At 39.5% G+C, this 24410-nt stretch carries 18 protein-coding genes and 1 tRNA gene; 5 read left to right on the top strand and 14 right to left on the bottom strand.

Going from position 1 to position 24410, the window contains the following annotated elements:
* Positions 1–25 precede the first annotated feature (25 nt).
* The 3 genes from ACY2A0_RS14305 to ACY2A0_RS14295 are packed head-to-tail and all read left to right on the top strand — an operon-like array spanning position 26 to position 2156.
* Entirely contained in the window at positions 26–628 is a 603-nt protein-coding gene (locus tag ACY2A0_RS14305) for a DUF4254 domain-containing protein (RefSeq protein WP_461790150.1), read from the top strand.
* Between the two features lie 6 nt (positions 629–634).
* The gene (locus tag ACY2A0_RS14300) at positions 635–1663 is read left to right on the top strand and encodes a glycosyltransferase family 9 protein (RefSeq protein WP_461790149.1); all 1029 of its coding nucleotides are present in this window, start codon (positions 635–637) and stop codon (positions 1661–1663) included.
* Positions 1656–2156 carry a SixA phosphatase family protein gene (locus ACY2A0_RS14295; RefSeq protein WP_461790148.1) on the top strand — a complete coding sequence of 167 codons (501 nt, stop codon included), beginning with the start codon at positions 1656–1658 and terminating at the stop codon, positions 2154–2156. The genes ACY2A0_RS14300 and ACY2A0_RS14295 overlap by 8 nt, the downstream gene beginning before the upstream one ends.
* Before the next feature lie 334 nt (positions 2157–2490).
* On the opposite strand, the gene ACY2A0_RS14290 is transcribed toward ACY2A0_RS14295, so the two are convergent.
* From ACY2A0_RS14290 to ACY2A0_RS14260, 7 genes are all read right to left on the bottom strand, one after another.
* Positions 2491–3354: an AMP nucleosidase gene (locus ACY2A0_RS14290; protein ID WP_198659523.1), complete on the bottom strand. Its 864-nt coding sequence runs from the start codon at positions 3352–3354 to the stop codon at positions 2491–2493.
* 101 nt (positions 3355–3455) lie between these two features.
* Complete coding sequence (gene clpX / locus ACY2A0_RS14285; RefSeq protein WP_113635702.1) at positions 3456–4694, bottom strand: ATP-dependent Clp protease ATP-binding subunit ClpX; 1239 nt, start codon at positions 4692–4694, stop codon at positions 3456–3458.
* A 72-nt stretch (positions 4695–4766) separates the two neighbouring features.
* On the bottom strand, positions 4767–5453 hold the full coding sequence (clpP, locus tag ACY2A0_RS14280; RefSeq protein WP_113635700.1) for an ATP-dependent Clp endopeptidase proteolytic subunit ClpP: 687 nt from the start codon (positions 5451–5453) through the stop codon (positions 4767–4769).
* Between the two features lie 363 nt (positions 5454–5816).
* Positions 5817–7163: a trigger factor gene (gene tig / locus ACY2A0_RS14275; RefSeq protein ID WP_461790147.1), complete on the bottom strand. Its 1347-nt coding sequence runs from the start codon at positions 7161–7163 to the stop codon at positions 5817–5819.
* 132 nt (positions 7164–7295) lie between these two features.
* Positions 7296–7377 (bottom strand) — tRNA-Leu (locus ACY2A0_RS14270).
* Positions 7378–7515: 138 nt separating this feature from the next.
* Positions 7516–8313 carry an ABC transporter substrate-binding protein gene (locus ACY2A0_RS14265; RefSeq protein ID WP_461790146.1) on the bottom strand — a complete coding sequence of 266 codons (798 nt, stop codon included), beginning with the start codon at positions 8311–8313 and terminating at the stop codon, positions 7516–7518.
* A gap of 48 nt (positions 8314–8361) precedes the next feature.
* Positions 8362–8961 carry a CDP-alcohol phosphatidyltransferase family protein gene (locus ACY2A0_RS14260; protein WP_461790145.1) on the bottom strand — a complete coding sequence of 200 codons (600 nt, stop codon included), beginning with the start codon at positions 8959–8961 and terminating at the stop codon, positions 8362–8364.
* Positions 8962–9059: 98 nt separating this feature from the next.
* Here ACY2A0_RS14260 and ACY2A0_RS14255 point away from each other — a divergent pair, with 98 nt between their 5' ends.
* Positions 9060–11273 carry a bifunctional alpha,alpha-trehalose-phosphate synthase (UDP-forming)/trehalose-phosphatase gene (locus ACY2A0_RS14255; protein ID WP_461790144.1) on the top strand — a complete coding sequence of 738 codons (2214 nt, stop codon included), beginning with the start codon at positions 9060–9062 and terminating at the stop codon, positions 11271–11273.
* 69 nt (positions 11274–11342) lie between these two features.
* Here ACY2A0_RS14255 and ACY2A0_RS14250 read toward each other — a convergent pair whose 3' ends face one another.
* From ACY2A0_RS14250 to ACY2A0_RS14225, 6 genes are all read right to left on the bottom strand, one after another.
* Positions 11343–13127, bottom strand: coding sequence for a glycoside hydrolase family 15 protein (locus tag ACY2A0_RS14250; protein ID WP_461790143.1), 1785 nt, complete (start codon positions 13125–13127; stop codon positions 11343–11345).
* 167 nt (positions 13128–13294) lie between these two features.
* Positions 13295–14566 carry a glucose-1-phosphate adenylyltransferase gene (locus ACY2A0_RS14245; RefSeq protein ID WP_461790142.1) on the bottom strand — a complete coding sequence of 424 codons (1272 nt, stop codon included), beginning with the start codon at positions 14564–14566 and terminating at the stop codon, positions 13295–13297.
* A 13-nt stretch (positions 14567–14579) separates the two neighbouring features.
* Positions 14580–15986: a glycogen synthase gene (locus tag ACY2A0_RS14240; RefSeq protein WP_461791064.1), complete on the bottom strand. Its 1407-nt coding sequence runs from the start codon at positions 15984–15986 to the stop codon at positions 14580–14582.
* Positions 15987–16204: 218 nt separating this feature from the next.
* Positions 16205–17002 (bottom strand): uroporphyrinogen-III C-methyltransferase, encoded by a 798-nt coding sequence (gene cobA / locus ACY2A0_RS14235; protein WP_461790141.1) that lies wholly within the window; start codon positions 17000–17002, stop codon positions 16205–16207.
* Positions 17003–18171: 1169 nt separating this feature from the next.
* Positions 18172–18765, bottom strand: coding sequence for an LOG family protein (locus tag ACY2A0_RS14230; RefSeq protein WP_461790140.1), 594 nt, complete (start codon positions 18763–18765; stop codon positions 18172–18174).
* Positions 18766–18889: 124 nt separating this feature from the next.
* Positions 18890–21484 carry a TonB-dependent receptor gene (locus ACY2A0_RS14225; RefSeq protein ID WP_461790139.1) on the bottom strand — a complete coding sequence of 865 codons (2595 nt, stop codon included), beginning with the start codon at positions 21482–21484 and terminating at the stop codon, positions 18890–18892.
* Between the two features lie 419 nt (positions 21485–21903).
* Here ACY2A0_RS14225 and ACY2A0_RS14220 point away from each other — a divergent pair, with 419 nt between their 5' ends.
* The gene (locus ACY2A0_RS14220) at positions 21904–22656 is read left to right on the top strand and encodes an SDR family oxidoreductase (RefSeq protein ID WP_461790138.1); all 753 of its coding nucleotides are present in this window, start codon (positions 21904–21906) and stop codon (positions 22654–22656) included.
* 54 nt (positions 22657–22710) lie between these two features.
* On the opposite strand, the gene guaB is transcribed toward ACY2A0_RS14220, so the two are convergent.
* A complete protein-coding gene (gene guaB / locus ACY2A0_RS14215) occupies positions 22711–24183 on the bottom strand; it encodes an IMP dehydrogenase (protein ID WP_113635676.1) in 1473 nt (490 codons plus the stop codon).
* Between the last annotated feature and the right edge of the window lie 227 nt (positions 24184–24410).

The raw sequence follows: 24410 nt of genomic DNA, 5'->3' as shown, positions 1-24410 counted from the left end.
TTCCAGTAAAAAAATATCTTTGTACATGATTAGTGAATTAGCCAACGAGGTTTTTAACCAAGCTATTATAGATTACCATCAATTTGATGATATTGATTATCCCATTGCCAACCCTTACGAAAGTAACAGCATAGCGCATTTGCTTTACCAAAAAAATTGGATTGATACCGCCCAATGGCACATGGAAGACGTAGTAAGAAACCCTCAAATTGATCCTGCGGAAGGTTTACAATGGAAAAGAAGAATTGATGCGCAAAACCAAATCCGCACCGATATGGTGGAGTACATTGATAGCTATTTTTTAGAGAAGTTTAAAGATGTTGAAGCTAATGCAAACGCAAAAGTAAATACAGAAAGTCCAGCTTGGGCTATAGATAGACTTTCTATTTTAGCACTGAAAATATTTCACATGCAAGAAGAGGTGAATAGACCCTCTGCAACTGAAGCACACAAAGCAACCTGCCAAAATAAATTGGATGTATTGTTAACGCAGCGCAGAGATCTTTCGCAAAGTATCGACGAATTGTTGGAAGATATTGCAGCCGGAAACAAGTACATGAAGGTGTACAAGCAAATGAAAATGTATAACGACCCGACTTTAAACCCGGTGTTGTACAATAAAGCATAGTTTCATATGTCGGCCGCTAAGCAGCTTGTTGTTTTACGCTTTTCCGCCATGGGCGATGTTGCTATGGTAGCTTCGGTGTTAAAGGAGTTAACAGCGCAAAACCCACAGCTGAACGTCTTAATGGTGAGCAGAAAAAATTTCGAGCCATTTTTTAGCGATATTGAACACGTCAGCTTCCATCCTATTTACCCCAAAGAGCAGCACAGAGGTTTTTTAGGTTTATACAGACTGTTTAAGGAGTTAAGATCCAACAAAGTTATTGCAGTGGCCGATTTACATGATAACATTCGAAGTAGAATCTTATCTCTGTTTTTCCGATTAGCCGGGGTAAAAATTAAGCGTATTGATAAGGGGCGTGCTGAGAAAAAAGCACTTACCAGACCTACTAATAAAATACTGCAGCCACTTAAACTTACCGTTGAACGATATGCAGATGTTTTTAGAGCACTGCAGTTGCCGCTTCAATTAAGCCATCAACTACAGAAACAAGAGCATCAGTTGCCACAAAAAGCCCAATCTTTTTTTAAAAATGACGGCAAAAAAATAGGAATTGCTCCTTTTGCACAACATAGCTATAAAATGTACCCGCTTGAAAAAATGGAGAAAGTCATTGAATCACTAATTGATTCAGGACATCGAGTTTTCATTTTTGGCGGTGGCAATAAAGAGTTTGGTATTGCAGCGGGCTGGACAAAACAATTTCCAGCGTTAATCAATACCATCAAACAGTTTAACCTAAATGAAGAACTGGATATCATTTCCCATTTAGATTTGATGCTAAGCATGGATTCTTCTGGAATGCACATGGCATCCCTCGTTGGAACTCCGGTAGTTTCTATTTGGGGACCAACGCATCCTTATGCAGGCTTTTTAGGTTACGGGCAATCGATTAACGATTGTCTGCAAATTGACCATCCTAATCGTCCAAATTCCATTTACGGAAACAAACCTTGCTTATGTGGTGTTGAGGAATGTATAGCAATGATTACTCCAGAAATGGTTGTCGAAAAAATAAATCAAAAATTAAATGGCTAAGCAATTAATCCTAGTAAGGCATGCAAAATCTGATTGGGGAGATTTCACCTTAAAAGATTTTGATCGTCCGCTGAACCCACGTGGACACAAAAATGCACCTGAAATGGTTGAGCGTTTAATTGCGAAAGAATTTCAACCGGAAGCCATTGTTAGTAGTCCTGCCTTAAGAGCAATTACAACGGCGAAATATTTTGCTGCAGGCTGGCAAGTTGATGCCGCTCGGTTAACAACTGAACCAGCAATTTATGAAGCGACCACAAACACTTTACTACGTGTTGTAAATCAATTTGATAATCAATTCGACCGAATCGCGTTGTTTGGCCACAACCCTGGCTTAACTGATTTGCTCAATTATTTAAGTGATGGACAAATTTCCAACATGCCTACGTGTAGTGTAGCTACCATTGATTTCCCGTTCGACGATTGGAGATTAATAAGTGGAGGCACCGGAGATTTGGTCCTGTTTGATTATCCAAAAAGCGGCTTAGACTGACAAACCTCTAGCTTTGTCATTTCGAACGCAGTGAGAAATCTATAACGCTCCATTTGGAAACAGATTCCTCCTAACGTCGGAATGACAGGTGGTCTAAACCAGTGCGTTGGATTGATAAGATTACCGTGAATTTTGTCATTTCGAACGCAGTGAGAAATCCATAAGACTACATTTAGAAGACAGATTCCTCCTAACGTCGGAATGACAGGTGGGCTAAAACAGTGTATTGGGTTGTAAGAATTACCGTGAATTTTGTCATTTCGAACGCAGTGAGAAATCTATAAGGCTCCACTTGGAAACAGATTCCTCTTAACGTCGGAATGACAAGTGATCGCTAAAACTGAAGGTGTTTCACCGTCAATCCATTATTAATTAATTGTTTCAGCGAATCAATTCCTATTCTTAGGTGAGATTCAACGAAGTTCACAGTTACAGAACTATCGCTTTCAGTAGTTTTTACTCCTTCTGGAATCATAGGCTGATCAGATACTAACAAAATTGCACCAGTTGGAATTTTATTAGCAAAACCCGTGGTAAAAATGGTAGCTGTTTCCATATCTACGGCCATAGCACGTAAACTTTTCAAATATTTCTTAAACTCCTTATCATGCTCCCAAACCCTACGGTTGGTGGTGTAACAAGTTCCAGTCCAATAATCTCTAGAGTGATCTCTAATTGTGGTAGAAATTGCCTTTTGTAGCGCAAACGCAGGTAATGCCGGTACTTCAGCAGGTAGATAATCGTTAGACGTTCCCTCGCCTCTGATAGCCGCAATAGGTAAAATTAAGTCGCCAATTTGATTTTTCTTTTTCAAACCGCCACACTTACCTAAAAACAAAACCGCTTTTGGTTGTATCGCTGTCAGTAAATCCATCATTGTTGCCGCTAACGGACTACCCATACCAAAGTTGATGATAGTAATACCATTTGCCGTTACGCTTTGCATTGGCTTATCTAAACCGTAAATAGGTGCGTTATCATTCCACTCAGAAAACAATGCCACATATTTGCTGAAGTTGGTTAACAAAATATATTGGCCAAATTCTTCTAACGGACGACCAGTGTAACGTGGCAACCAATTTTTAACAATGTCCTCTTTAGTCTTTAACCCCTTTCTTACTGGCGTTTCAACCTCTTTAACTTTTTTAGCTTTTTTTACTAACGTTTCATCTTTTTTTACATCTTTTTCTTCATTCATATATTTCTCCTTTTTTTAAATTTAATGTTTTTTCTCGATAGTGTATCATCCAAAAACCTGTGTTTAAAAAAAATCCCGAACAAGTCGGGATTTTCATTTCTTTATGCAGCTTTCAGCTTTTTAAAGTCAGCTTTTTCAAACTTCTCTTTGGCATAATCGAGTGTAATCTCCAACGTTTTCACATCACTTTCTGACGGCGTGTCAAACATGGCGTCTAACATAATCGATTCGCAAATAGACCTTAAGCCCCTAGCACCAAGCTTGTATTCCATTGCCTTATCCACAATGAATTCCAATACCTCATCATCAAACTTTAACTCTACATTCTCGAAGTTAAACAACTTCACGTACTGCTTAATTAAAGAGTTTTTAGGTTCGGTAAGGATATTTCTTAATGCAGTTTTATCTAATGGCTCTAAATGCGTAAGCACTGGCACCCTACCAATCAATTCTGGAATTAAACCAAATGATTTTAAATCCTGCGGAGTGATGTACTTGTAAAGGTTCTTCAAGTCCAAATCAACTTCATCTTTTTTCACCTTGTAACCTACAGCCGTTGTACGCAACCTATTGGCAATTTTTCGCTCAATACCATCAAATGCACCACCGCAAATAAATAAAATGTTATTGGTATTTACGGCAATCATCTTCTGATCAGGATGTTTACGACCACCTTGTGGCGGTACATTAACAACCGTACCTTCTAAAATTTTAAGTAAAGCCTGCTGAACACCTTCACCACTTACATCTCTAGTAATGGAAGGGTTATCACTTTTACGAGCTACTTTATCCACCTCATCAATGTAAACGATTCCTCGCTCAGCTGAAGCCACATCATAGTCAGCTGCTTGAAGTAACCTCGTAAGGATACTTTCCACATCCTCCCCTACATAACCTGCCTCGGTAAGTACCGTGGCATCAACAATGCAGAAAGGAACATGCAATATTTTAGCAATGGTTTTAGCTAGTAAGGTTTTACCCGTACCTGTTTCTCCCACCAACATGATATTCGATTTCTCAATCTCTACCTCATCTTTATCAATTTTCTGACTAAGGCGTTTGTAGTGGTTATAGACCGCTACAGAAAGTACCTTCTTTGCATCGAACTGACCGATTACGTATTGATCTAAGTGCTGTTTAATTTCAGCAGGTTTTAGCAATTTGAACGAATCATCAAAAGCCTTACCTTTTTTATTACCAAGTTCTTGCGCAAGCAAAACGTTGGCCTGATTAACACACTTGTCGCAAATGTAGGCATCCAACCCCTCAATGAGCATCAATGTTTCATTTTTTGGAGTACCACAAAAGGAACAATGCGAATCTCTTACTTGTCTAGCCATTCTTTTTAATTTTCAGTTTTCAATTTGCAGTTTACAAACGCTTACATTGCTAACTGTACACTGCCAACTGATTTATTTTGTACCGCCTAATACCTCATCAATCATTCCAAACTCTTTAGCTTCTGAAGAAGTCATCCAATAATCGCGATCAGATGCTTTTTCTACCCACTCATAAGATTGACCTGAATGTGATGAAATAATGTCGTATAATTCTTTTTTCAACTTAAGCATTTCCCTTAAATTGATTTCCATATCAGATGCTACACCTTGTGCGCCTCCAGATGGCTGGTGAATCATCACCCTTGAATGCTTTAACGCTGCACGTTTGCCTTTAGCGCCCGCAACTAACAACACAGCACCCATTGAAGCTGCCATGCCTGTACAAATTGTTGCCACATCTGGTGAGATGTACTGCATGGTGTCATAAATGCCTAAACCAGCATAAACTGATCCACCTGGTGAATTGATATAGATTTGAATATCTCTGTGCGCATCTACCGATTGCAAAAACAATAGCTGAGCCTGAATGATATTCGCGTTTTGATCATAAACAGCATCTCCTAAAAAGATGATACGATCCATCATCAAACGTGAAAACACGTCCATTTGAGCAACATTTAATTGACGTTCTTCAATGATGTAAGGTGTCATCCCTTTTGGCGAATTGTTAGTTGCACCAATAAATCTATCTACGTTTAATCCGTTAATACGATGATGTTTAACGGCATATTTTCTGAATTCGTCTTTATCTATTTTCATGATAATTTTGAGTTAAGCGCTTGGCATTAGTGTTTGATACGCTAAGCCACACGACATTATTATTTGAGCAATATTTCCTAAAGTTTGTTAATTTTCGTGCCAATTTGTACACTCCGCTAAAATAGCAGATTATGTGACAATAAGAAATAGGCTTGTAGATAAATGCTGATTTTATTTCTCCACCTTCCTGCCACTGAAAAAAACTATTCAATAACCAATAATTCAACTCAATACCAAAATCACTTTGGCTTTTATATAACAAGAGTTCCGATTTTATGTCGGAACTCTTGTAAATTTTGTTACTGACAAACGGTCAGTCTCACTTTAGCTTTGCAACAACGTGATATTTACCACGCCACAGCATTACTTCAATTCAGTAAACTTGTTGTAAGTAATCTCTTTTTCGTTTAAAGTAACCACAGATTTGATGTAATCAAAAACTTTAAGTGCTTTTACTTCTTCAAAAATACGGTTAGCATTTTCTCTTTCTTTCAAGAAGTTAGCGGTGTATTCTGCTAATTGTTCTTCAGGAAGAGGTGTTGGACTATACATTCTGAATTGAGCATCTAAACGTTGTTTAGCCGTTTCAAAAACATCTTTATAGTCAATTTTAATATCGTTGTCTTTGATAATTTTGTTTTCAATCAAAGTCCATTTCAAGTTTTTAGCGAAATCATCATAACCTTGAGCAAGTTCCTCGTCACTTAGTTTTTCGTTAGTAGCTTTTAACCACTTACGTAAAAACTCATCTGGCAATTGCATTTTAGTTTGCTCTGTTAATTGAGTGTAGATGTCGTTTTGCAATTTGCGATCCGCATCTTGTTTGAACATCGATTCAATTTCTTCAGTGATTTTAGCTTTGAAACCAGCTTCATCAGTTACCACACCTGCACCGAAAATTTTATCGAAAAATTCTTGGTTCAAATCAGCTTCTTCCAAACGGTTTACATTTTTAACCGTTACAGCAAATTTCGATTTCAATTCTGCTGCATCTTCTTCGCTGATGTTTAACAATTTAGCAATAGCAGCAGCATCGCCACCAAATGCTTTGTTTACATCAAGTTCCAAAGTATCATCTTTTTTAACGCCTACTAACGTTTTTAAGATTTTTTTATCAGTTACTAAATCCGTACGGATAGAGCCAGTAGCTACAATGCCACCTTCAAACTCTGAACCATCATTAGCTAATTGCTTTAACTCTGCATAAATCACATCACCTTCGGCAGCAACCTCAGGGTTAGTCATTTTGCCATAGCTTTTACGGATGTTGCTAACACGTTCATTTAAGGTTTCATCATCAGCTTTTACGTTGTAAGAAGTAAATTTATCCTTCGAAGAAACTTCGATATCAACCGCAGGCGCTAAACCTAACTCATAAGCGAAGTTAAAGGTATCGTTATAATCCCAGTTGTACTCGTTTTCATCTTCCTGAACAGGTAGCGGCTGACCTAAAATCTCCACATTGTTATCTGTAAGATATTTAGAGATGTTATCGTTCAACATATTGTTGATTTCCTCTACCAAGATGCTTTTGCCATACATTCTTTTAATGTGTGAAGCAGGCACCATTCCTTTACGGAAACCTGGCAAGTTAGCTTTTTTTGCTTGTTCCTTAATTGCTTTGTCTACGTTTGGAGCGTAGTCTTCCGGCGCTAAGGTAATTTTAACTAAAGCATTTAAATCATCAATTTTTTCCTGTGTAATATTCATCTAGATATGAGTATTGAGATACGGATTGAGCTGCTTAAACAGCCAAGCGCATATCGATTTCTATTTAATTCTTTAACAATGTCTTTTTAAAATAAAACCGTCCCGATTTGTATCGGAACGGTTTACCTTTAGTGCGGAAGAAGGGACTCGAACCCCCACGCCGTGAAGCGCCAGATCCTAAGTCTGGTGCGGCTACCAATTACGCCACTTCCGCAGTTAGGATTTATTAAGGACTGCAAAGATAGAAATTACATTGATTATTCCGCAACTTTTGATAAAAATTTTTAATTTTTATAACAACAAAAAGCTAAACTGCTCATATTCAATAAAAATAATTTCTTCAATCAAGCCCTTAAACCAATTGACGTTGAAACTCGAAAAAGTATTGTACTGCTTTTACCAATCTGCTACCATACCAAGAGAACATTTCACCATCAACCAACATCACCTTTGTGTTGGGCATCGCCATCGCTATTTCTTCGATATGTTTTTCTTTAAAAGGATATGGCTCTGACGATAAGAATACAAAATCCGGGCTTAAAGCAACAAGGGAAGCAAGCGCTACGGTTGGATATCTATTCTCGGTAATGACATTGCGCAAACCAATTTTCGTCAACACATCATGGATGAAAGTGTTGCGACCAGCCAACATATAAGGCTCTTTCCAAATGATGTAGGCGGCAGTCTTATCGATCTTCTGTTGCAGTGCCAAAGCTTGCAGGTCTCTAAATCCAGCGGTAATGAGGTGATTCAGGTAATTAGCCTCAGGCTGCCTATCCACCAAAGCACCAATGTCGTCAATTGTTTTGGAGGCATCTTCCAAAGTATAAATATCACTCATCCAAACTGGAAACTCCTGTTGTAACAATTCAATATCTGCCTTGCTATTTTCTTCCTTATTTCCGATGATGAGATCAGGCTTTAACGCCCTTATGACTTCCAAATTTAGTTTTTTAGTACCGCCTACTTTTTGCTTTGCCGCAAATTTTTCAATAGGATGAATACAAAACTTAGTTAAGCCAACAATCTGCTCATCTAAACCCAAATCAAACAGCAACTCGGTTTGCGAAGGCACCAAAGAAACAATCCGTTTTGGCGGAAAATTAATTTGAATTTGATTGCCGAGTTGATCAGTGAAAGATTTTAGCATGCACAAATATAAGATTAGATGCTACTGAAAGAAGATCCGCCGCCCTAATTAGCTATTCAAGTACTTGCTTTTTTTGAATGATACACCCTTTCTAATTAAGATAGCGTGATAGAAACTTGGTACATCGTGTGTCCACTTCTTTAAAATCAGTGTGATTAAAATTACATCTACCTGCGAAATCAAGCCTAGTACGATACAGATAGTCAATATCCATCCGCCGTAGGCGAAACCTAGCATGCTCGTAAAAGCCACCAACAAAGTTATGCCCCACATTTTAGATACAAAGGCATGTGTACACGTTTCTTTTTTAAATTTTATGAAGCTGGTGAGATAGCATAAACCCTCCATTGCCAGCAAAGCTAATACGCCTATCCAGTTTTCCCGAATAATTTGCGGATAAATTATGTAACAGCTCCAAGCAATGCAAAGCCAAAAAATCAAATCAGTTTGGCTGTCCAATCTTCGCATTTTTTCTGTATCGATCTTCATCTTCCTAGCAATGATGCCATCAAAAATATCCGAAAATAGCCCGACATACATTAAAAACAACACGGTATAAGTGGAACGCTCCCCAAAGGTAAAGGATAGTAGCACAACCAAAGGTCCTAAAAGGAACCTTAATAGAATTAATAGGTACGGAACGCTCATAAAATTTAGATTGAATTGAAAACGATTAAGCAACTAATGTAAGAAAAAACAAACAAAATCCGATTTAGGAGGCTTGTATATAGTAAGATACTACAGATATGAGCAGAACAGTTATTATTTCGAACAGACTACCCGTAAAAATTAATTTAGAAGGCGGAAAATACACCTTGAAGCCAAGTGAAGGCGGTTTAGCCACAGGGCTTGGAGATGCCTACCAAAAAGGTGAAATGCTATGGATTGGTTGGCCCGGCGTGGAAGTACCTGAACATAGACAACCTGAGGTTACAGCGTTGTTGGCCAAAAGGAATTTGATTCCGGTATTTTTAACGCAAGAAGAAATTAATCTTTTCTACGAAGGTTTTTCTAATGAGATCTTATGGCCTGTGTTCCATTATTTGGTAACTTATGCACGGTTTGAACAAGTTTATTGGGATGGATATATCGAAGTAAACGAGAAATTTGCGGCGATAACAAAATCCGTTTTTCAAGAAGGTGACAAAATCTGGGTTCAGGATTATCAGCTGTTGTTACTGCCACAGCTTTTACGCGAACAACTGAGCAACACTACCATAGGCTTTTTTCAGCACATCCCCTTCCCCTCCTTCGAGATTTTCAGGCTGATTCCTTGGCGTGACAAGTTGATTCAAGGGATGCTTGGCGCAGATTTAATTGGCTTTCATACCTATGATGATGTGCGTCATTTTTTAAGTGCAGCTTCCAGGTTAACGCCAGCGCAATTTTCATCCAACATTCTTTCATTGGACAACCGACAAATTGTAGTGGAGCCTTTTCCAATGGGAATTGATTATGAGAAATTTGAGAGCTTGCCTACGCAGCGTCAAGTGATTGCGGAAATAGACAACATGAAAACGGAAGGTCAAGGAAGAATTATCCTTTCGATAGACCGACTAGACTACAGCAAAGGCATTCTTGAACGGATAAAAGCTTTCGAACTGCTGCTACAACTTTTTCCAAAATACCGTGGACAAATATCCCTTTTTATGGTAGTGGTGCCATCTAGAGATACGGTGCCACAATACAAAGAGCTGAAGGAGAGAATTGATCAGCTGGTAGGCAACATCAATGCCAAGTACCGTACACTGGATTGGGTACCGATCAATTATTTCTACCGTTCTTTTAGTGTTCAAACCCTTTCGGCAATGTACAGCTCAGCAGATATTTGCTTGGTAACGCCAATGAGAGATGGAATGAACTTGGTGAGCAAGGAATATGTGGCTAGTAGAAGAGATGATACTGGTGTGTTGATTTTAAGCGAAATGGCAGGTGCTTCGAAAGAATTAAACGATGCCATAATTGTAAACCCTAATAACATTGGCGACATTATGAATGCTATTGTTGAAGGATTGGAAATGCCACTTGAGGAACAAAAACAGCGGATGCAAAGCATGCGAAGTTTGGTTAAAAAATTCAACGTCAAACGCTGGACAAATAACTTCTTAGCCAAAATGGACGATGCACGTTTGCTACAACACTCGTTGAAAACTAAATATGCCGTTAACAAGGTAAGCAGCGGAATTATTAGTAGATATGCTGCTACACATAAGAGAGTAATATTTTTAGATTACGATGGAACACTGGTAGGTTTCAAAGCTAATCCAGAGGAAGCGAAACCAGATGATGAGTTGCTTGATTTATTGAAAAAACTAACTCAGGATCCACTAAACAAAGTGGTGATCATTAGTGGCAGAAAACATGAAACACTTGAACAGTGGTTTGGCCATTTAAATATTGGTTTAATTGCTGAACATGGCGCTTGGCAGAAAAAACCGCAGCAAGATTGGCAGGCTTTGCCACTATTGAACGATCAATGGAAAAGTGAGATTAGGACAATTTTGGATGCTTACACCGATAGAACCCCGGGTACTTTCATTGAAGAGAAAACTTACTCACTAGCTTGGCATTACCGCAAAACCGAACGCGGACTTGGCGAACTTCGTGCCAACGAAATTATTAATAACTTGAGGGTACTGGCCGCTGATAAAGGCGTACAAATAATGCCAGGAAATAAAGTGGTTGAATTTAGAAATGTGGAAGTGAACAAAGGGAAGGCGGCGCTAAATTGGCTTTATGAAAATGAAAGTGACTTTATTTTAGCCATGGGCGACGACCATACCGACGAAGATATCTTTAAAGCAATGCCGAGTAATGCCATTACGATAAAAGTTGGCAGCGAACTTTCTGAAGCTAAGTTTTATTTGAACGATTACAAAGAAGCCCGCAGCTTATTAAATACGATTTTAGAAAGCAATCAAGACAAAGCAGATGCACGAGAAAGTTTGCTAGAATCATAAAGCAGCAAAAGCTTTTATACAAAAAATGCGGCTATTTCATGATAGCCGCATTTTTGCTTTTATAGTGTTTTATAAAAATACTGGTCTATCCAATTTAGTAGAAATGCGATAGGCTGCATTCATTAAACCTACATGACTGTAAGCTTGAGGAAAATTACCCCATTGGCTGCCACTTTTCGCATCCACATCTTCACTGAATAAAAGTAAGTGATTACAATATTTAATGATATTCTCGAAGGCTGCTATGGCCTCATCTACCCTACCTACACAAGCTAATGCCTCAACGTACCAAAAAGCACAAATTAAAAAGGTCGTTTTAGGTTTTCCAAAGTCGTCTGCATGAAGGTAGCGATAAAACAAGCCATCCTCCGTTTTAAGTTCTTTTTCTAAGCCGATGAGATGATCTTTTGCTCTTTGAGATGATGGATCTAAATAGTTCATCATGATCAACTGCAAGGTGCTGGCATCCAAGTGCGGACTGCCAACTGCATTCGTATAAACCTTGCGCTCTTCATCATAGCAAGCCTCGATGTGCGCAGCTGCTTTGTCGATTAAAATCTGTGCCCTTTTTTCAAGTACCTGATTTCCTATAGTTTTAGCCATTTTCAACGCTGCCTGAGCACCGGCCCACTGAAATAAATTACTGTAGCAATGCGTGTTGGCAATGTTTCTAAATTCCCAAATACCGGCATCTTTTTCGTCGATGGTCATTTCTATTTTCTTCAAAACGCCATCTATCCACCTTATAGAATCCCCTCTCTCCGAAAAAACGAAACGATGATCGGTGTACAAAGGCAGCATCGAAATTAAGACCTGTCCGTTGATGTCATTTTGAATGTGCTCGTAAGCCTGGTTGCCTACACGAATTGGTTTTTCTCCTCGATAACCGCTCAAATGTTCTAAGGTTTGCTCTACAATATTTCTCTTTCCTGTGATGCCGTATAGTGGCTGGTAACGTTTATCAGAATCGAAGGTGATATCAGAGATGTAATTGAAATACTTCTCCATTTCTTCAAAATGCCCGATGTGATTCAACGATGTAAGCACATAATAGGAATCTCGCAACCAACAATAACGGTAGTCCCAATTACGTGTGCTTCCCGGTGATTCCGGCAAACTGGTGGTACTTGCCGCAATAATGGCTCCGGTATCTTCGTACTGGTGAATTTTCAAAACCAATGCCGAACGGATTACAAATGGCTGGTAAAAACCTGCAATGGAAGAATGCTTGATCCAAACTCGCCAATAGGCAGTAGTTTCACGCAAAAAATGTTCGGCTGTGGCAACAATAGGCGCATCCAAATCATAACCGTAAGTGAATATTAGATATTTGGCATCATTTAGCACGAACTCCTGTTCATTTAAGATGTAGTTCAATGATACATTGGTTGTTAGCCTCATATTCTCTTCACAACCCATATAATCGATATGGTTGCTGCCGATAGCCGTTCGCATTTTATCTTTTCCATAGTTGCAAACAGGTTCGCAAGCCACCCTAATCCGAGGTGTACCTTCCAAAGGTTCAACTTTTCTGATCAGCATTAAAGGTTTGAAATATCGTTCGTGCAAATGAAAACGAGGCGCAAAATCTGTGATGCGATAACGCCCATCTGCCGCGGTAATTTCTGTTCTTAACACATTAGTATTTTCAATATAGTATTGATGCGAAGTGTAATCTGTAGTAGGTAAAACGGTGCACTTACCACCGTTTTGCTCGTCCAGCATGCTGCCAAAAACAAACGAACTATCGAATTTAGGCCAGCATAACCAACTGATATTTGTGTTTTTATGAATGTGAGCAATGTAGGAGCAGTTACCAATAATCCCTGTTTGATATAAGTGTGTAGCTGTCATAAAAAATAAATGTGATTGATGTATCTTTTTATAACAGCGGAAATTTTGGATGGTTCAAAAAAACCTGAAATAACTGCTATCAGTATAAAATTTCAGCATAAATATTACAAAAAAACCGTTGCTATAATCCAGCAACGGTTTCCATATCCTTTTAATTTGTTATCGATTTATATCACTGTTCCATTAGGCACCACGGCACCTTTTTTCACTACTACAATACCATCTTTCACTACATACATGCCGTAATCACCTTCTGCTAAATGAGGTCCGCCGTTAATGCGAACATCACTTCCAATTTTCGAATTCTTGTCGATAATAGCATTATTGATGTAGCACCTGTCGCCAATTCCCAACAAAGGAACGCCCGCTTCAACTGCTTCGTTTATTTCTTCTAGAGTTTGATACCTATCACTTCCCATAACGTAGCAGTTAGCGATAGTGGTTTCCCTACCAATACGAGATCTAATTCCTAAAACTGAGTGTTCTACCCTACTCGCCTGAATGATACAGCCTTCGGCAATAATTGCTTTCTCCAAAGTAGTACCTGATACTTTTGACGGCGGCAACATCCTTGCTCTGGTAAAAATGGTATGTCCCGTATCAAACATATTAAACTGCGGCAAATCATCCGTTAAGCCTAAGTTAGCTTCAAAAAACGAGGAAATATTACCAATATCTGTCCAGTAACCTTCGTACTGATAGCTCAATACGTGGTTATTTTCCAATGCCCTTGGAATAATTTCTTTACCAAAATCTTTATCTTCTGGATGCTCGTTCAACATCTTGATCAGTACCTCTCTGTTGAAAATATAGATCCCCATCGAAGCCAAGAAGTTTTTGCCTTGATGTTGCATTTCTTCGCCGGTATCAGATGTCCAATCAGGCAGTAAATCAGATTTAGGTTTTTCTATAAATGAAGTGATAAAGCTATGTTCATCGGTTTTCATGATCCCGAAATCTGTGGCGTCTTTTGCCGTAACAGGAATGGTAGCGATGGAAATTTCAGCCTCTGCTTGGATATGCGCTTTTAACATATCTTTAAAATCCATTTGATACAACTGATCGCCTGAAAGGATCAAAATGTAATCAAACTCATGATTGACAATGTGGTGCATACATTGGCGTACCGCATCGGCAGTACCTTGAAACCATGCGGGATTATCAGGTGTTTGCTCGGCAGCTAAAATATCTACAAAAGCCTTTGAGAAATGGCTAAAGTGATACGTATTTTTAATATGCTTATTTAGCGAAGCCGAGTTAAACTGCGTAAGTACAAACATACGGTGTATACCTGAATTGATGCAGTTAGATATGGGTATATCTACTAAACGGTATTTGCCCGCAATAGGTACTGCAGGTTTAGATCTTGTTAATGTTAATGGTGCCAATCTTGAACCTTGACCGCCGCCGAGGATTACTCCTAATACTTTGTCCGTCATATTTGATAATGTTTTACATTTGGTATACTGAAATATATTGTTGTGCCGAGTGGTCCCAAGAATGGTCAATCGTCATCATATACTTTCTTATTTCCTTCACTTTTTTCTGATCCTGATACAATTCGTAGGCTCTGCCAATAGCATGACCTACATCCCATACACTACTTTGATCATGGCAAATACCGAAACCGCCATCGCCAATATCAATTACCGTATCCTTTAATCCGCCAATGCGCCTTACTATTGGAATAGTACCATAGCGTAGTGCATACATTTGATTCAGACCGCAAGGCTCAACTCTGGACGGCATCAAAAGAAAATCTGCACCGGCATAAATCTGATGCGACAATGCCTCATTGTAGCCGATAAAGGTATTGTAATTACCTGGGTATTGATGTGTGATTCCATTCAGCCTATCTTCCACGTGACTATCTCCAGAGCCTAACACTAAAATATTGATTTCGCCATTGCTTTGCGCCAAAGCATTGTAAAAGATATCGGGTAATAAATCGGCTCCTTTTTCACCTACCAACCGTCCTATAAATGTGTATAATGGTTTGCTTGCATCGAGGTTAAAAACACGACATAGCTCCTCTTTGTTTGCTTTTTTTCCACTTTCTAGCGTCCTTACTTGGTAGCTTTTGGCTATCATATTGTCTTTCTGTGGATTCCAAACGTCAGTATCAATTCCATTGAGTATACCAACAGATTTGCCACGCTCTTGAAAAAGCAGGCTCTCTAAACCATTAGCAGCATGCGAAATTTCCTCTAAGTAGCTAGGAGACACCGTGGTAATACGCCAAGCGCATTTAATTGCAGCAGCCAGCGGATTGATTGCGCTGGCCCAATCAAGTTTGCTCGTATTCACCAAATCAAAGGAAGGAAAGTAATGTAACTTGTCCCAACCAAACTGACCTTGATATTGCGCATTATGAATAGTAAGTACTGTAGGAACTTGCGCTAAACGAGTATACTGACTGCAATTGCCCATCATGAAAGGAATTAAGCCTGCATGATGGTCATGCACATGCACTACATCAGGTCGGTGTTCCCACTGCGCAATCCAATCTAAAGTAGCAATCTGAAAAGCGATGAACCTTTCCGTGTCATCCGCATAACCATATACCCCATCCCTATCAAATAAACCTGCAATGTGTACCAAAAAAATATCGAAGCCCAATTTATTTGTTTTTTCCCGTAAAATACGAGCTTGGTAATTGGTCGATCCAACTCTTACCCAACCATCATAAACAGTTTCAAATTGATTTTCGGCCAAAAATTTGGTTTGATAAGCAGGCATTACCACTTTCGCAAAATGGCCAAGCTTATTTTGATATTTAGGTAATGCGCCTACCACGTCACCTAAACCGCCAACTTTTGCAACGGGATAGCACTCTGCACTTACATGTATGATCTCCATAAAATGATACTCGGATAGAAATTGCTTCAAATTAGGCAAATGATTGAGCATTGCAAATTTTTAGCCGAATTATTTATAAAAAATACGTTTTTAAAGCAGCAGATAGGAGTTATTTCTAAGTTAAAAATCATTATCCCTATAGCTTATAAACAAAAAGCTGGATCCGAAGATCCAGCTAATCACAACCAAACAAAAATATTACTGTAAGTAATAAATCTTTAATATTCTTCTTGCGCCATAATTGCGTAAAACTCATGTATGGCGTTAAACTGCGGGTGTAACGATACCACGCTTCCAAATACCAGTAACGCTGGCGAACTTAATTTCTTTTCTTCAATCAATTCTTCAATGGTATCTACAATACCTACTACCACATTTTCCTTGGCCGACGAGCCATTCTCAATTACCGCCACCGGCAAATTTGCCTTGCCTTCCGATTTAAAAATAGTAGCAATTTCCTTAATTTTTTCTATCCCCATCAAAACCACAATTGTAGCATTTGATTTTGACGCCACATACAAATCAGGCGATATCTCACCTTTAGCATTGGTGCCCGTAACTACCCAAAAACTTTCACTCATATCGCCATACACCATCGGGATTTTTTGCAAACCAGGTACACCTAACGCACTGGAAACTCCTGGTACAATTTCCGTAGGAATGTTATAGGATTCAGCCACGTGAACTTCTTCGTAACCACGAGCAAATACAAACGGATCGCCACTTTTTAAACGCACCACATGGCCGTAATTCAATGCGTAGTCAATCATCAGTTTATTAACCAGTTGCTGAGAAAACGACTCATCGTCGGAGCTTTTACCAACATAAACCTTGATAGCCGTGTGCGGTGCATAATTCAACAAAGCCTCGTTAACTAAGGCATCATACAATACCACATCTGCCGATGCTAGTGCCTTAACGCCTTTTAATGTCAACAAATCTGGGTCGCCAGGACCAGCACCTACCAATGTTATTTTAGGTTCTATTTCGCTTTTCTCTATTTTCGACAATATCATTTCTGGTTATTTTAATATCAACAACACAAATGTATATAATTTCTACCTATTTAGTAGTTTTTATTTTAAAATATATTTAAACGGTTGATAAATAAAGATTTATTTTTTTGGAGCGCACCGTCAAGTGAATCTTATTAACCGACAGTCCTGCGCTTTGCTTCAAGTCCTCTCCCGATTTGCATCGGGATGCAGGCTTTACGCGTCGCTCAGGGCTATTTAACTTCAGTCAGCGAAATTATTTTCGATTTGGAACAGTGATATTGGCGTGGCCGCTGCAAATATATTGGAGATTGCTTCGTCGTTCCTCCTCGCAATGACGAAAATTGATAAACTTGTGGGCTTTCAGAATTTCCTCAAACAAAAACCAACACATTCAGAGATTGCTTCGTCGTGCCTCCTCGCAATGACGAGAATCGATAGCCATTGTAACCCTACACGTCATTGCGAGTTTACTGCATGCTCCGATAGTTCGGAGAAGCAATCTTAAAGCCACAAGCACTTTAAACTCGTGGGCTTCCAGAATTTCCTCAAACAAAAACCAACACATTCAGAGATTGCTTCGTCGTGCCTCCTCGCAATGACGAAAATCGATAGCCATTGTAACCCAACACGTCATTGCGAGTTTAGTGCCTGCTCCGATCGTTCGGAGAAGCAATCTCAATGATAAAGCACCCGCTAAACTTCAGATAGCCTATAACCACACATCCTAACATTACACCTCATTGCGATTTTACTGCATGCTCCGATAGTTCGGAGAAGCAATCTCAATGATAAAAGCACTTTAAACCCGTGGGCTTCGAGAACTTGCTCAAGCAAAAATCAACTTACTAAGAGATTGCTTCGTCGTTTCTCCTCGCAATGACGAGAATCGATAACCATTGTAACCCAACACGTCTTTGCGGGTTTACTGCCTGCTCCGATCGTTCGGAGAAGCAATCTCAATGATAAAGCACCCGCTAAACTTCAGATAGCCTATAATCACACATCCTAACCTTACACCTCATTGCGATTTTACTGCATACTCCGATAGTTCGGAGAAGCAATCTCAATGATAAAAGCACTTTAAACCCGTGGGCTTCGAGAACTTGCTCAAGCAAAAATCAACTTACTAAGAGATCGCTTCGTCGTCCTCCTCGCAATAACGAAAATCGAATTTGTCCACGATAGCTCTAAGTCAAGTTTCTATCTCTAAACCAAACCTCGTCTGGCGTTGCCGAGAAACCTTGCATTTTGTCAATTAAAATACTGGCATCGCTTTCATTGAATACCAAATCGCGGTTAGTTTGCTTTAAGAAACGATGTTGAACCATCATGTCCATTTGGGCAAAAAGTGGATCATAAAACCGGCCCACATTTAGCACGCCGATAGGTTTAGCATGCAAGCCCAATTGCAACCAAGTAAGTACTTCAAAAAATTCTTCCAGTGTACCAAATCCTCCAGGTAAAATCACAAAACCATCAGATAAATCGGCCATTTTTTGCTTACGCTGATGCATATTTTCAGTAACGATCATTTGGGTAATTCCTTTGTGCCCTACTTCCTTATCCATCAAAAACTGCGGGATCACTCCGGTAACTGTACCACCTAATTTTAACACTTCATCTGCAATAACGCCCATCACACCTACGCTTCCGCCACCATAAACTAAATTAATATTTTCGTTCACCAATTTGCTGGCCAAATCAACAATTGCCTGTTTTAAAACAGCATCCCCGTTAAAATTTGCACCGCAGTATACACAAAGTGATTTTAGTTTTTCCATGAAGCTAAGATAGCAACTCCCTAAAAATAAATCATAAAAAATGGCCGACGTAAATACATCAGCCATTATATAAAAAGTTAGTTAAAGACTTGCACCACTATCATGCATTGCAAGTCTCTGTCCTTTAAAAATTAAACCTTAAAGTTGCTCCGTAAGTTCTAGGATCTCCAAGTACACCAGCATACAATCCTGCGTTCCCCGCAGCAGCTTGCAACTGTTCAAAATAATGGGTATCCCCTATGTTTCTGGCCCAAGCAAAAATCGAGAATTTTTCAGATCTAAATCCTAGTCTAGCATTCACCAAAGTATAGCCATTTACTACCAACACTTTTGATGGCGTTGGGTTTGAAGAATAATCTGATCTGTAAGAAATATCAGAAGCTAGGAAATATCTTCCGGCCTTTTCTGCCAAGCTTCCCACAAAACTAAACTCCGCACCGCCCGAAGTATTCCATTTGGATATACCAGGTAATCTACCTCCAGAAGCATCCTTAAAAGCTACCTGTACACCGTTTTCGGTATGCCCAGTTTCTTCTAACGGCAATGGCGCATTAGTAAAGCTCACATATTTTCCATCTAAATAAGCCACTGCAGCATTAAGCGATAAAAATTTGCCAACTTGGTAGCTCCCATCAATTTCTACACCTTGTACTCTCACTTTTTCAGCATTTGCCAAATATCCTCTATTTACACCCAATTGCGGCGACTGCACGTTGGTTTGGTAATCTTTAATATCACTGCGGAAAGCAGTCACATTTAAAATTGCACCTACGGTCGGCTTAGTTTTCAAACCAATTTCATAATGCTGTACGTACTCTGGTTTTACCACAGCTACCGAAAGATCAGCTGCACCACTTGAAGTAGTTGGTAAACCTCCCACATTTACGCCCACTGGTTTATACGCTGTAGAGTAAGTGACGAAGGTATTCAGCTTATCGCTAGGACGATAGGAAACCGTTAAATTTCCAGACAAGTTGTTATTATTAGTGCTAGTCACAAATTGTTGATTAGCATAAACTGCGGCTTTAAGCGAGAGCAATGTAGCATCGGTAGTTTGTAAGCCGCCATAGGTTTGCCTATCATAATCCACGTCTTTTTTATCGTAGGTGAACCTGATACCCGGCAACACATGAAGCTTTTCTAAAACTTCCCAATCGGCCTGTGCAAAAACTGCCGCACTTAACGATTTGATTGTTGAGTTTGTGCGAATGCCAAAGCCATCCAATAAACCTGGGGTTGCATATTGTGCCTGAGCTCCCGTATTGCTAGTCTGCACAAAGCGCCACTGATCTTTGCCAACTTCTTCAGTTTGGTCCAAGCCTTGCAAGTTCTGACCCAAAATAAAAACGCCAACTACACCACTTAATTTCTCCGTAATATCTCCAGCGTATCTAACCTCTTGGGAGTACTGGTCGTGGCGACTATTGCCCTGTGATTTAGTCAAGGCAGCAAATTGGCTAAAATCCCTGTCATTGGTAGGATCCCAATTCCAAAAGCGCCAAGCTGTAGTAGATGTTAATTTTCCGTTACCGATTTTGTAATCAGCATTTAAAGATATTCCGCCGATAGACTGATTATGTCTCCACGGTGTATTGGTATAAATTTCTCTCGAAAATGGATCTATTTTAGGTAGCGCATAACCTAAATCAGCAACTATCCTAGCATACTGGCGGTAGGCGCTGCGTTCCGTAGTTGTAATTCCGGCAACAACCAAAGGGTAACCTGCCGGATGCTGAATACTTACATCTCCACTTAACAACAGTTCCAATTTTTCATTGGGCTGATATAGCAATTGTCCCTTTGCACCAAGGTTATTTTGACCGCTGTATTTGCGTTCCTCCAAAACGTTCCAAATGGTACCATCGCGTTGCGTACCCGAAATGGATATTTTTGCTGCCAAGTTTTTCGCTAAAGTTCCAGTAACCGAGGTTTTTGCTTGAATAAAATTATAGTTGCCGTAGCTTAACTCCACTTTTGCACTAGGCACAAAACTTGGTTTTTTGGTAGTAATGTTAAAAGCTCCAGCGGTAGTATTTTTGCCGAATAAAGTTCCCTGAGGACCTCTAATTACCTCAATTTGTTCCACATCAATAAAATCGGTAGCCGTAGCTGCTGGACGGGCGTGGTAAACCCCATCCACATAAAATCCAACTCCGGGATCAATCCCATCATTGGTTAAGCCAAAGGTAGAACCCAAACCACGGATATTTAAGGTAGTGTTACGGGCATTAGAAGCATAAAGTTGTACCGAAGGCACCAATTCCTTCAATCGGTTGACGTTAAAAGCGCCAGCATTTTCTGCAGCTTGCCCGCCAATAACGGTAATTGGTATAGGTACTTCTTGCAGCACCTCTGATCGCCTTCTGGAAGTTACTACAATTTGATCCAATTGAGCATCTTCAACCAACGTAAGTACTAAAGGTTCAGGATTAATTTGCAATACTTGAAAGTCTTGTGGTTTAAAACCTACTGCACTAATTTGAAGATAAAAAGGAACGTCAGGTGCAGGACTAATTTTGAACTCGCCTTTTTCATTGGCACTGGTAGCTATTTTAGTACCTCTAATTTTCACTGTAGCGTGGGGCACTTCTGTTCCGTCGGCTCTTTTAACAATACCAGTAAGGGTAACTTGTGCAAATGCGCTAGCAGAAATAGCAATAAGCGCAAAAACTAATAGTAAAGTTTGATAAATATTGATGGGATAAAGTTTGATTTTCATTGTTTTAAATAAATTTTGAGTTACTGTATGGGAATTTTTAAATATTGGAGCGAGTTTTTCATCATACAGCAACACATGGATTGTAAAGATTTTTTCATGTCAAAAATTTTAAATTATATTAAATCTATAGAATTAGTAGATAAATATATTAAAGTTTATCTTATTCAAAATTTATTTTCTAAAAAAATTAGATGATTAGCCCTTTAATAAGCGTAAGTATCAAAACCGCAATCAGCATCACGCAACTTGAAACAAAGATACTATCAATTGATTATCAATATATTAAAGCAAAATTGATTGATAAAACTGTCATCATACTTCTACGAAGGAAAACCCCATCGCTCAAATTAACTTAGCAACATTCGGATTTTAAGAAAGCCCCATTTAAATCAAATTTGCACCAATAACAACATGAAATTATGCAGAGATTTGAAAACAAAGTAGCTTTTATTACCGGTGGCACCAACGGTATGGGAATAGCAACCGCCAAGTGGTATATCAGGGAAGGTGGAAAAGTAATTGTTACTGGCAGGAGCCAAAAAACCATTGACAATGCACTAAAAATTTTAGGAACAAATGCTCAGGGATTTAAAGCTGATGCCGCTAATATGAGCGAAATTCATCAACTACGACAGCGCATCGCCGCTTATACCACTCATGTAAATTTCCTTTTCTTAAATGCAGGTTACGGGAAATTTTCAAGCATTGCCGATGCAGATGAACAGCATTTCGATGAACTTTTTGACCTGCATGTAAAAGGCCCATTTTTTACAGTACAGCAGTTATTGCCGCTCATGCAAAAAGGCGATAGCATTGTATTCAATACTTCCTTCGTTACCGAATTTGGCATCAGTAACTTTTCTGTTTACTCGGCAGCAAAATCGGCGGTAGCATCGTTCATAAAAACTTTTGCTTCAGAACTAGTCGACAAGGGCATTAGAGTTAACGGCGTAAGTCCCGGGCACATTAAAACCAACATCTATAGCAACACAGGCTTAAGTGATGATGCCATCGAGCAGACGATAGAAGGCATTACACCATCTATTCCTTTCAAAAGATTCGGCGATGCAGATGAAATTGCAAAAGCGGTGTTATTCTTAGCTTCTGATGATGCATCCTACATTCATGGTACGAACCTAAAAGTTGATGCTGGAATCTCCGTAGTAAAATAAAAAACGGGGCATCCTAAAAAAGAATGCCCCGTAAATATCAATTAGTTTACCGTATTACTTACTAGTATAATTTGGTGCTTCTTTAGTAATGGTAATATCATGTGGGTGACTTTCACGCATACCAGCCGCCGTAATTTGTACAAATTGCGCTTCTTGCAACTTATCAATTGAAGCAGCTCCTACGTACCCCATACTGGCACGTAAACCGCCAATATACTGGTACATCACTTCTGCCAAAGTTCCTTTGTAAGGTACACGACCAACAATTCCCTCAGGCACCAACTTCTTAATGTCATCTTCTACATCCTGAAAATAGCGGTCTTTAGAACCCTGCTCCATTGCCTCAATAGAACCCATTCCGCGGTACGATTTAAATTTACGTCCTTCGTAAATGATCGTTTCACCTGGACTTTCCTCTACACCGGCAAACAACGAACCAGCCATCACCGTACTTGCGCCAGCAGCAATCGCTTTTGCAATATCACCCGTATGTTTAATACCGCCATCCGCAATTACAGGCACACCAGTACCCCTTAAAGCTTTGGCACATTCAAAAACTGCATACAACTGAGGCACCCCTACCCCTGCAATAATTCTTGTAGTACAAATAGAACCCGGACCAATACCTACTTTCACCGCGTCAGCGCCTGCATCAGCCAAAGCTTTAGCAGCAGCACCAGTAGCAATGTTACCAGCAATCACTTGCAAGTCTGGGTATTTAGCTTTTACTTCTTTCAGCTTATCAATTACACCTTTCGAGTGGCCATGTGCCGTGTCAATCGCAATTACATCCACACCCGCTTTTACCAAAGCATCTACACGTTGCATGGTATCGGCAGTTACGCCAACCGCAGCACCCACACGTAAACGACCTTTCTCGTCTTTACAAGCTACAGGGTAATTTTTAACTTTCTGAATATCTTTAAAAGTAATCAGTCCGCTTAAAAAGCCATTGCCATCAACTACTGGCAACTTCTCAATTTTATGGTTTTGCAGAATTTCTTCCGCCTGTTTCAACGTCGTTCCTTCAGGTGCAGTAATCAGGTTCTCTTTAGTCATTACCTGTGCAATGGGTTTGCTCATGTCTTTTTGGAAACGCAAATCCCTATTGGTAATAATCCCCACCAATTTATTGTCCGAAGTTACCACCGGAATACCTCCTATTTTATGCTCCTTCATAATTTTAAAAGCATCGGCAACTACCGAAGTTTCCAATAAAGTCACCGGATCTTGGATCATTCCACTTTCCGAACGCTTTACCTTGCGCACTTCTTCAGCTTGGCGCTCAATGCTCATGTTTTTATGAAGCATGCCCAAACCACCATTTTGCGCAATAGCAATGGCTAATTCGGCTTCAGTTACGGTATCCATGGCCGCTGAAACCAATGGAACGTTCAATTGAATTTTCTTGGTTAAAAAAGTGCTGGTGTTAACATCTCTAGGCAAAATTTCAGAATACGATGGTACCAAAAGCACATCATCATAAGTTAAACCTAAAGCAATAAATTTTTGGGGGTCGAGTTGCATAGCAAATAAATTACGAATTATTATTTGCCGGGCAAAGATACACTATTTCCGGTTAAAATGAAACTAGTATTGTTATATTTTGGTAAAGCTATTGCTCCATTTCATCGGCTACGGCAGTCCTGCTTTACATTTCAATCTTTTTGTAAACACTGCGCTGCTCATCAAATTTGCCCTGCTTGCCGCAAGCTACCAAAGCATCGGAATCAATTGTTGCAGCCAAAAAGGAT

The organism is Pedobacter sp., assembly GCF_965249885.1.
Lineage (GTDB): Bacteria > Bacteroidota > Bacteroidia > Sphingobacteriales > Sphingobacteriaceae > Pedobacter.
This window is presented reverse-complemented; position numbering and strand designations above follow the sequence as displayed.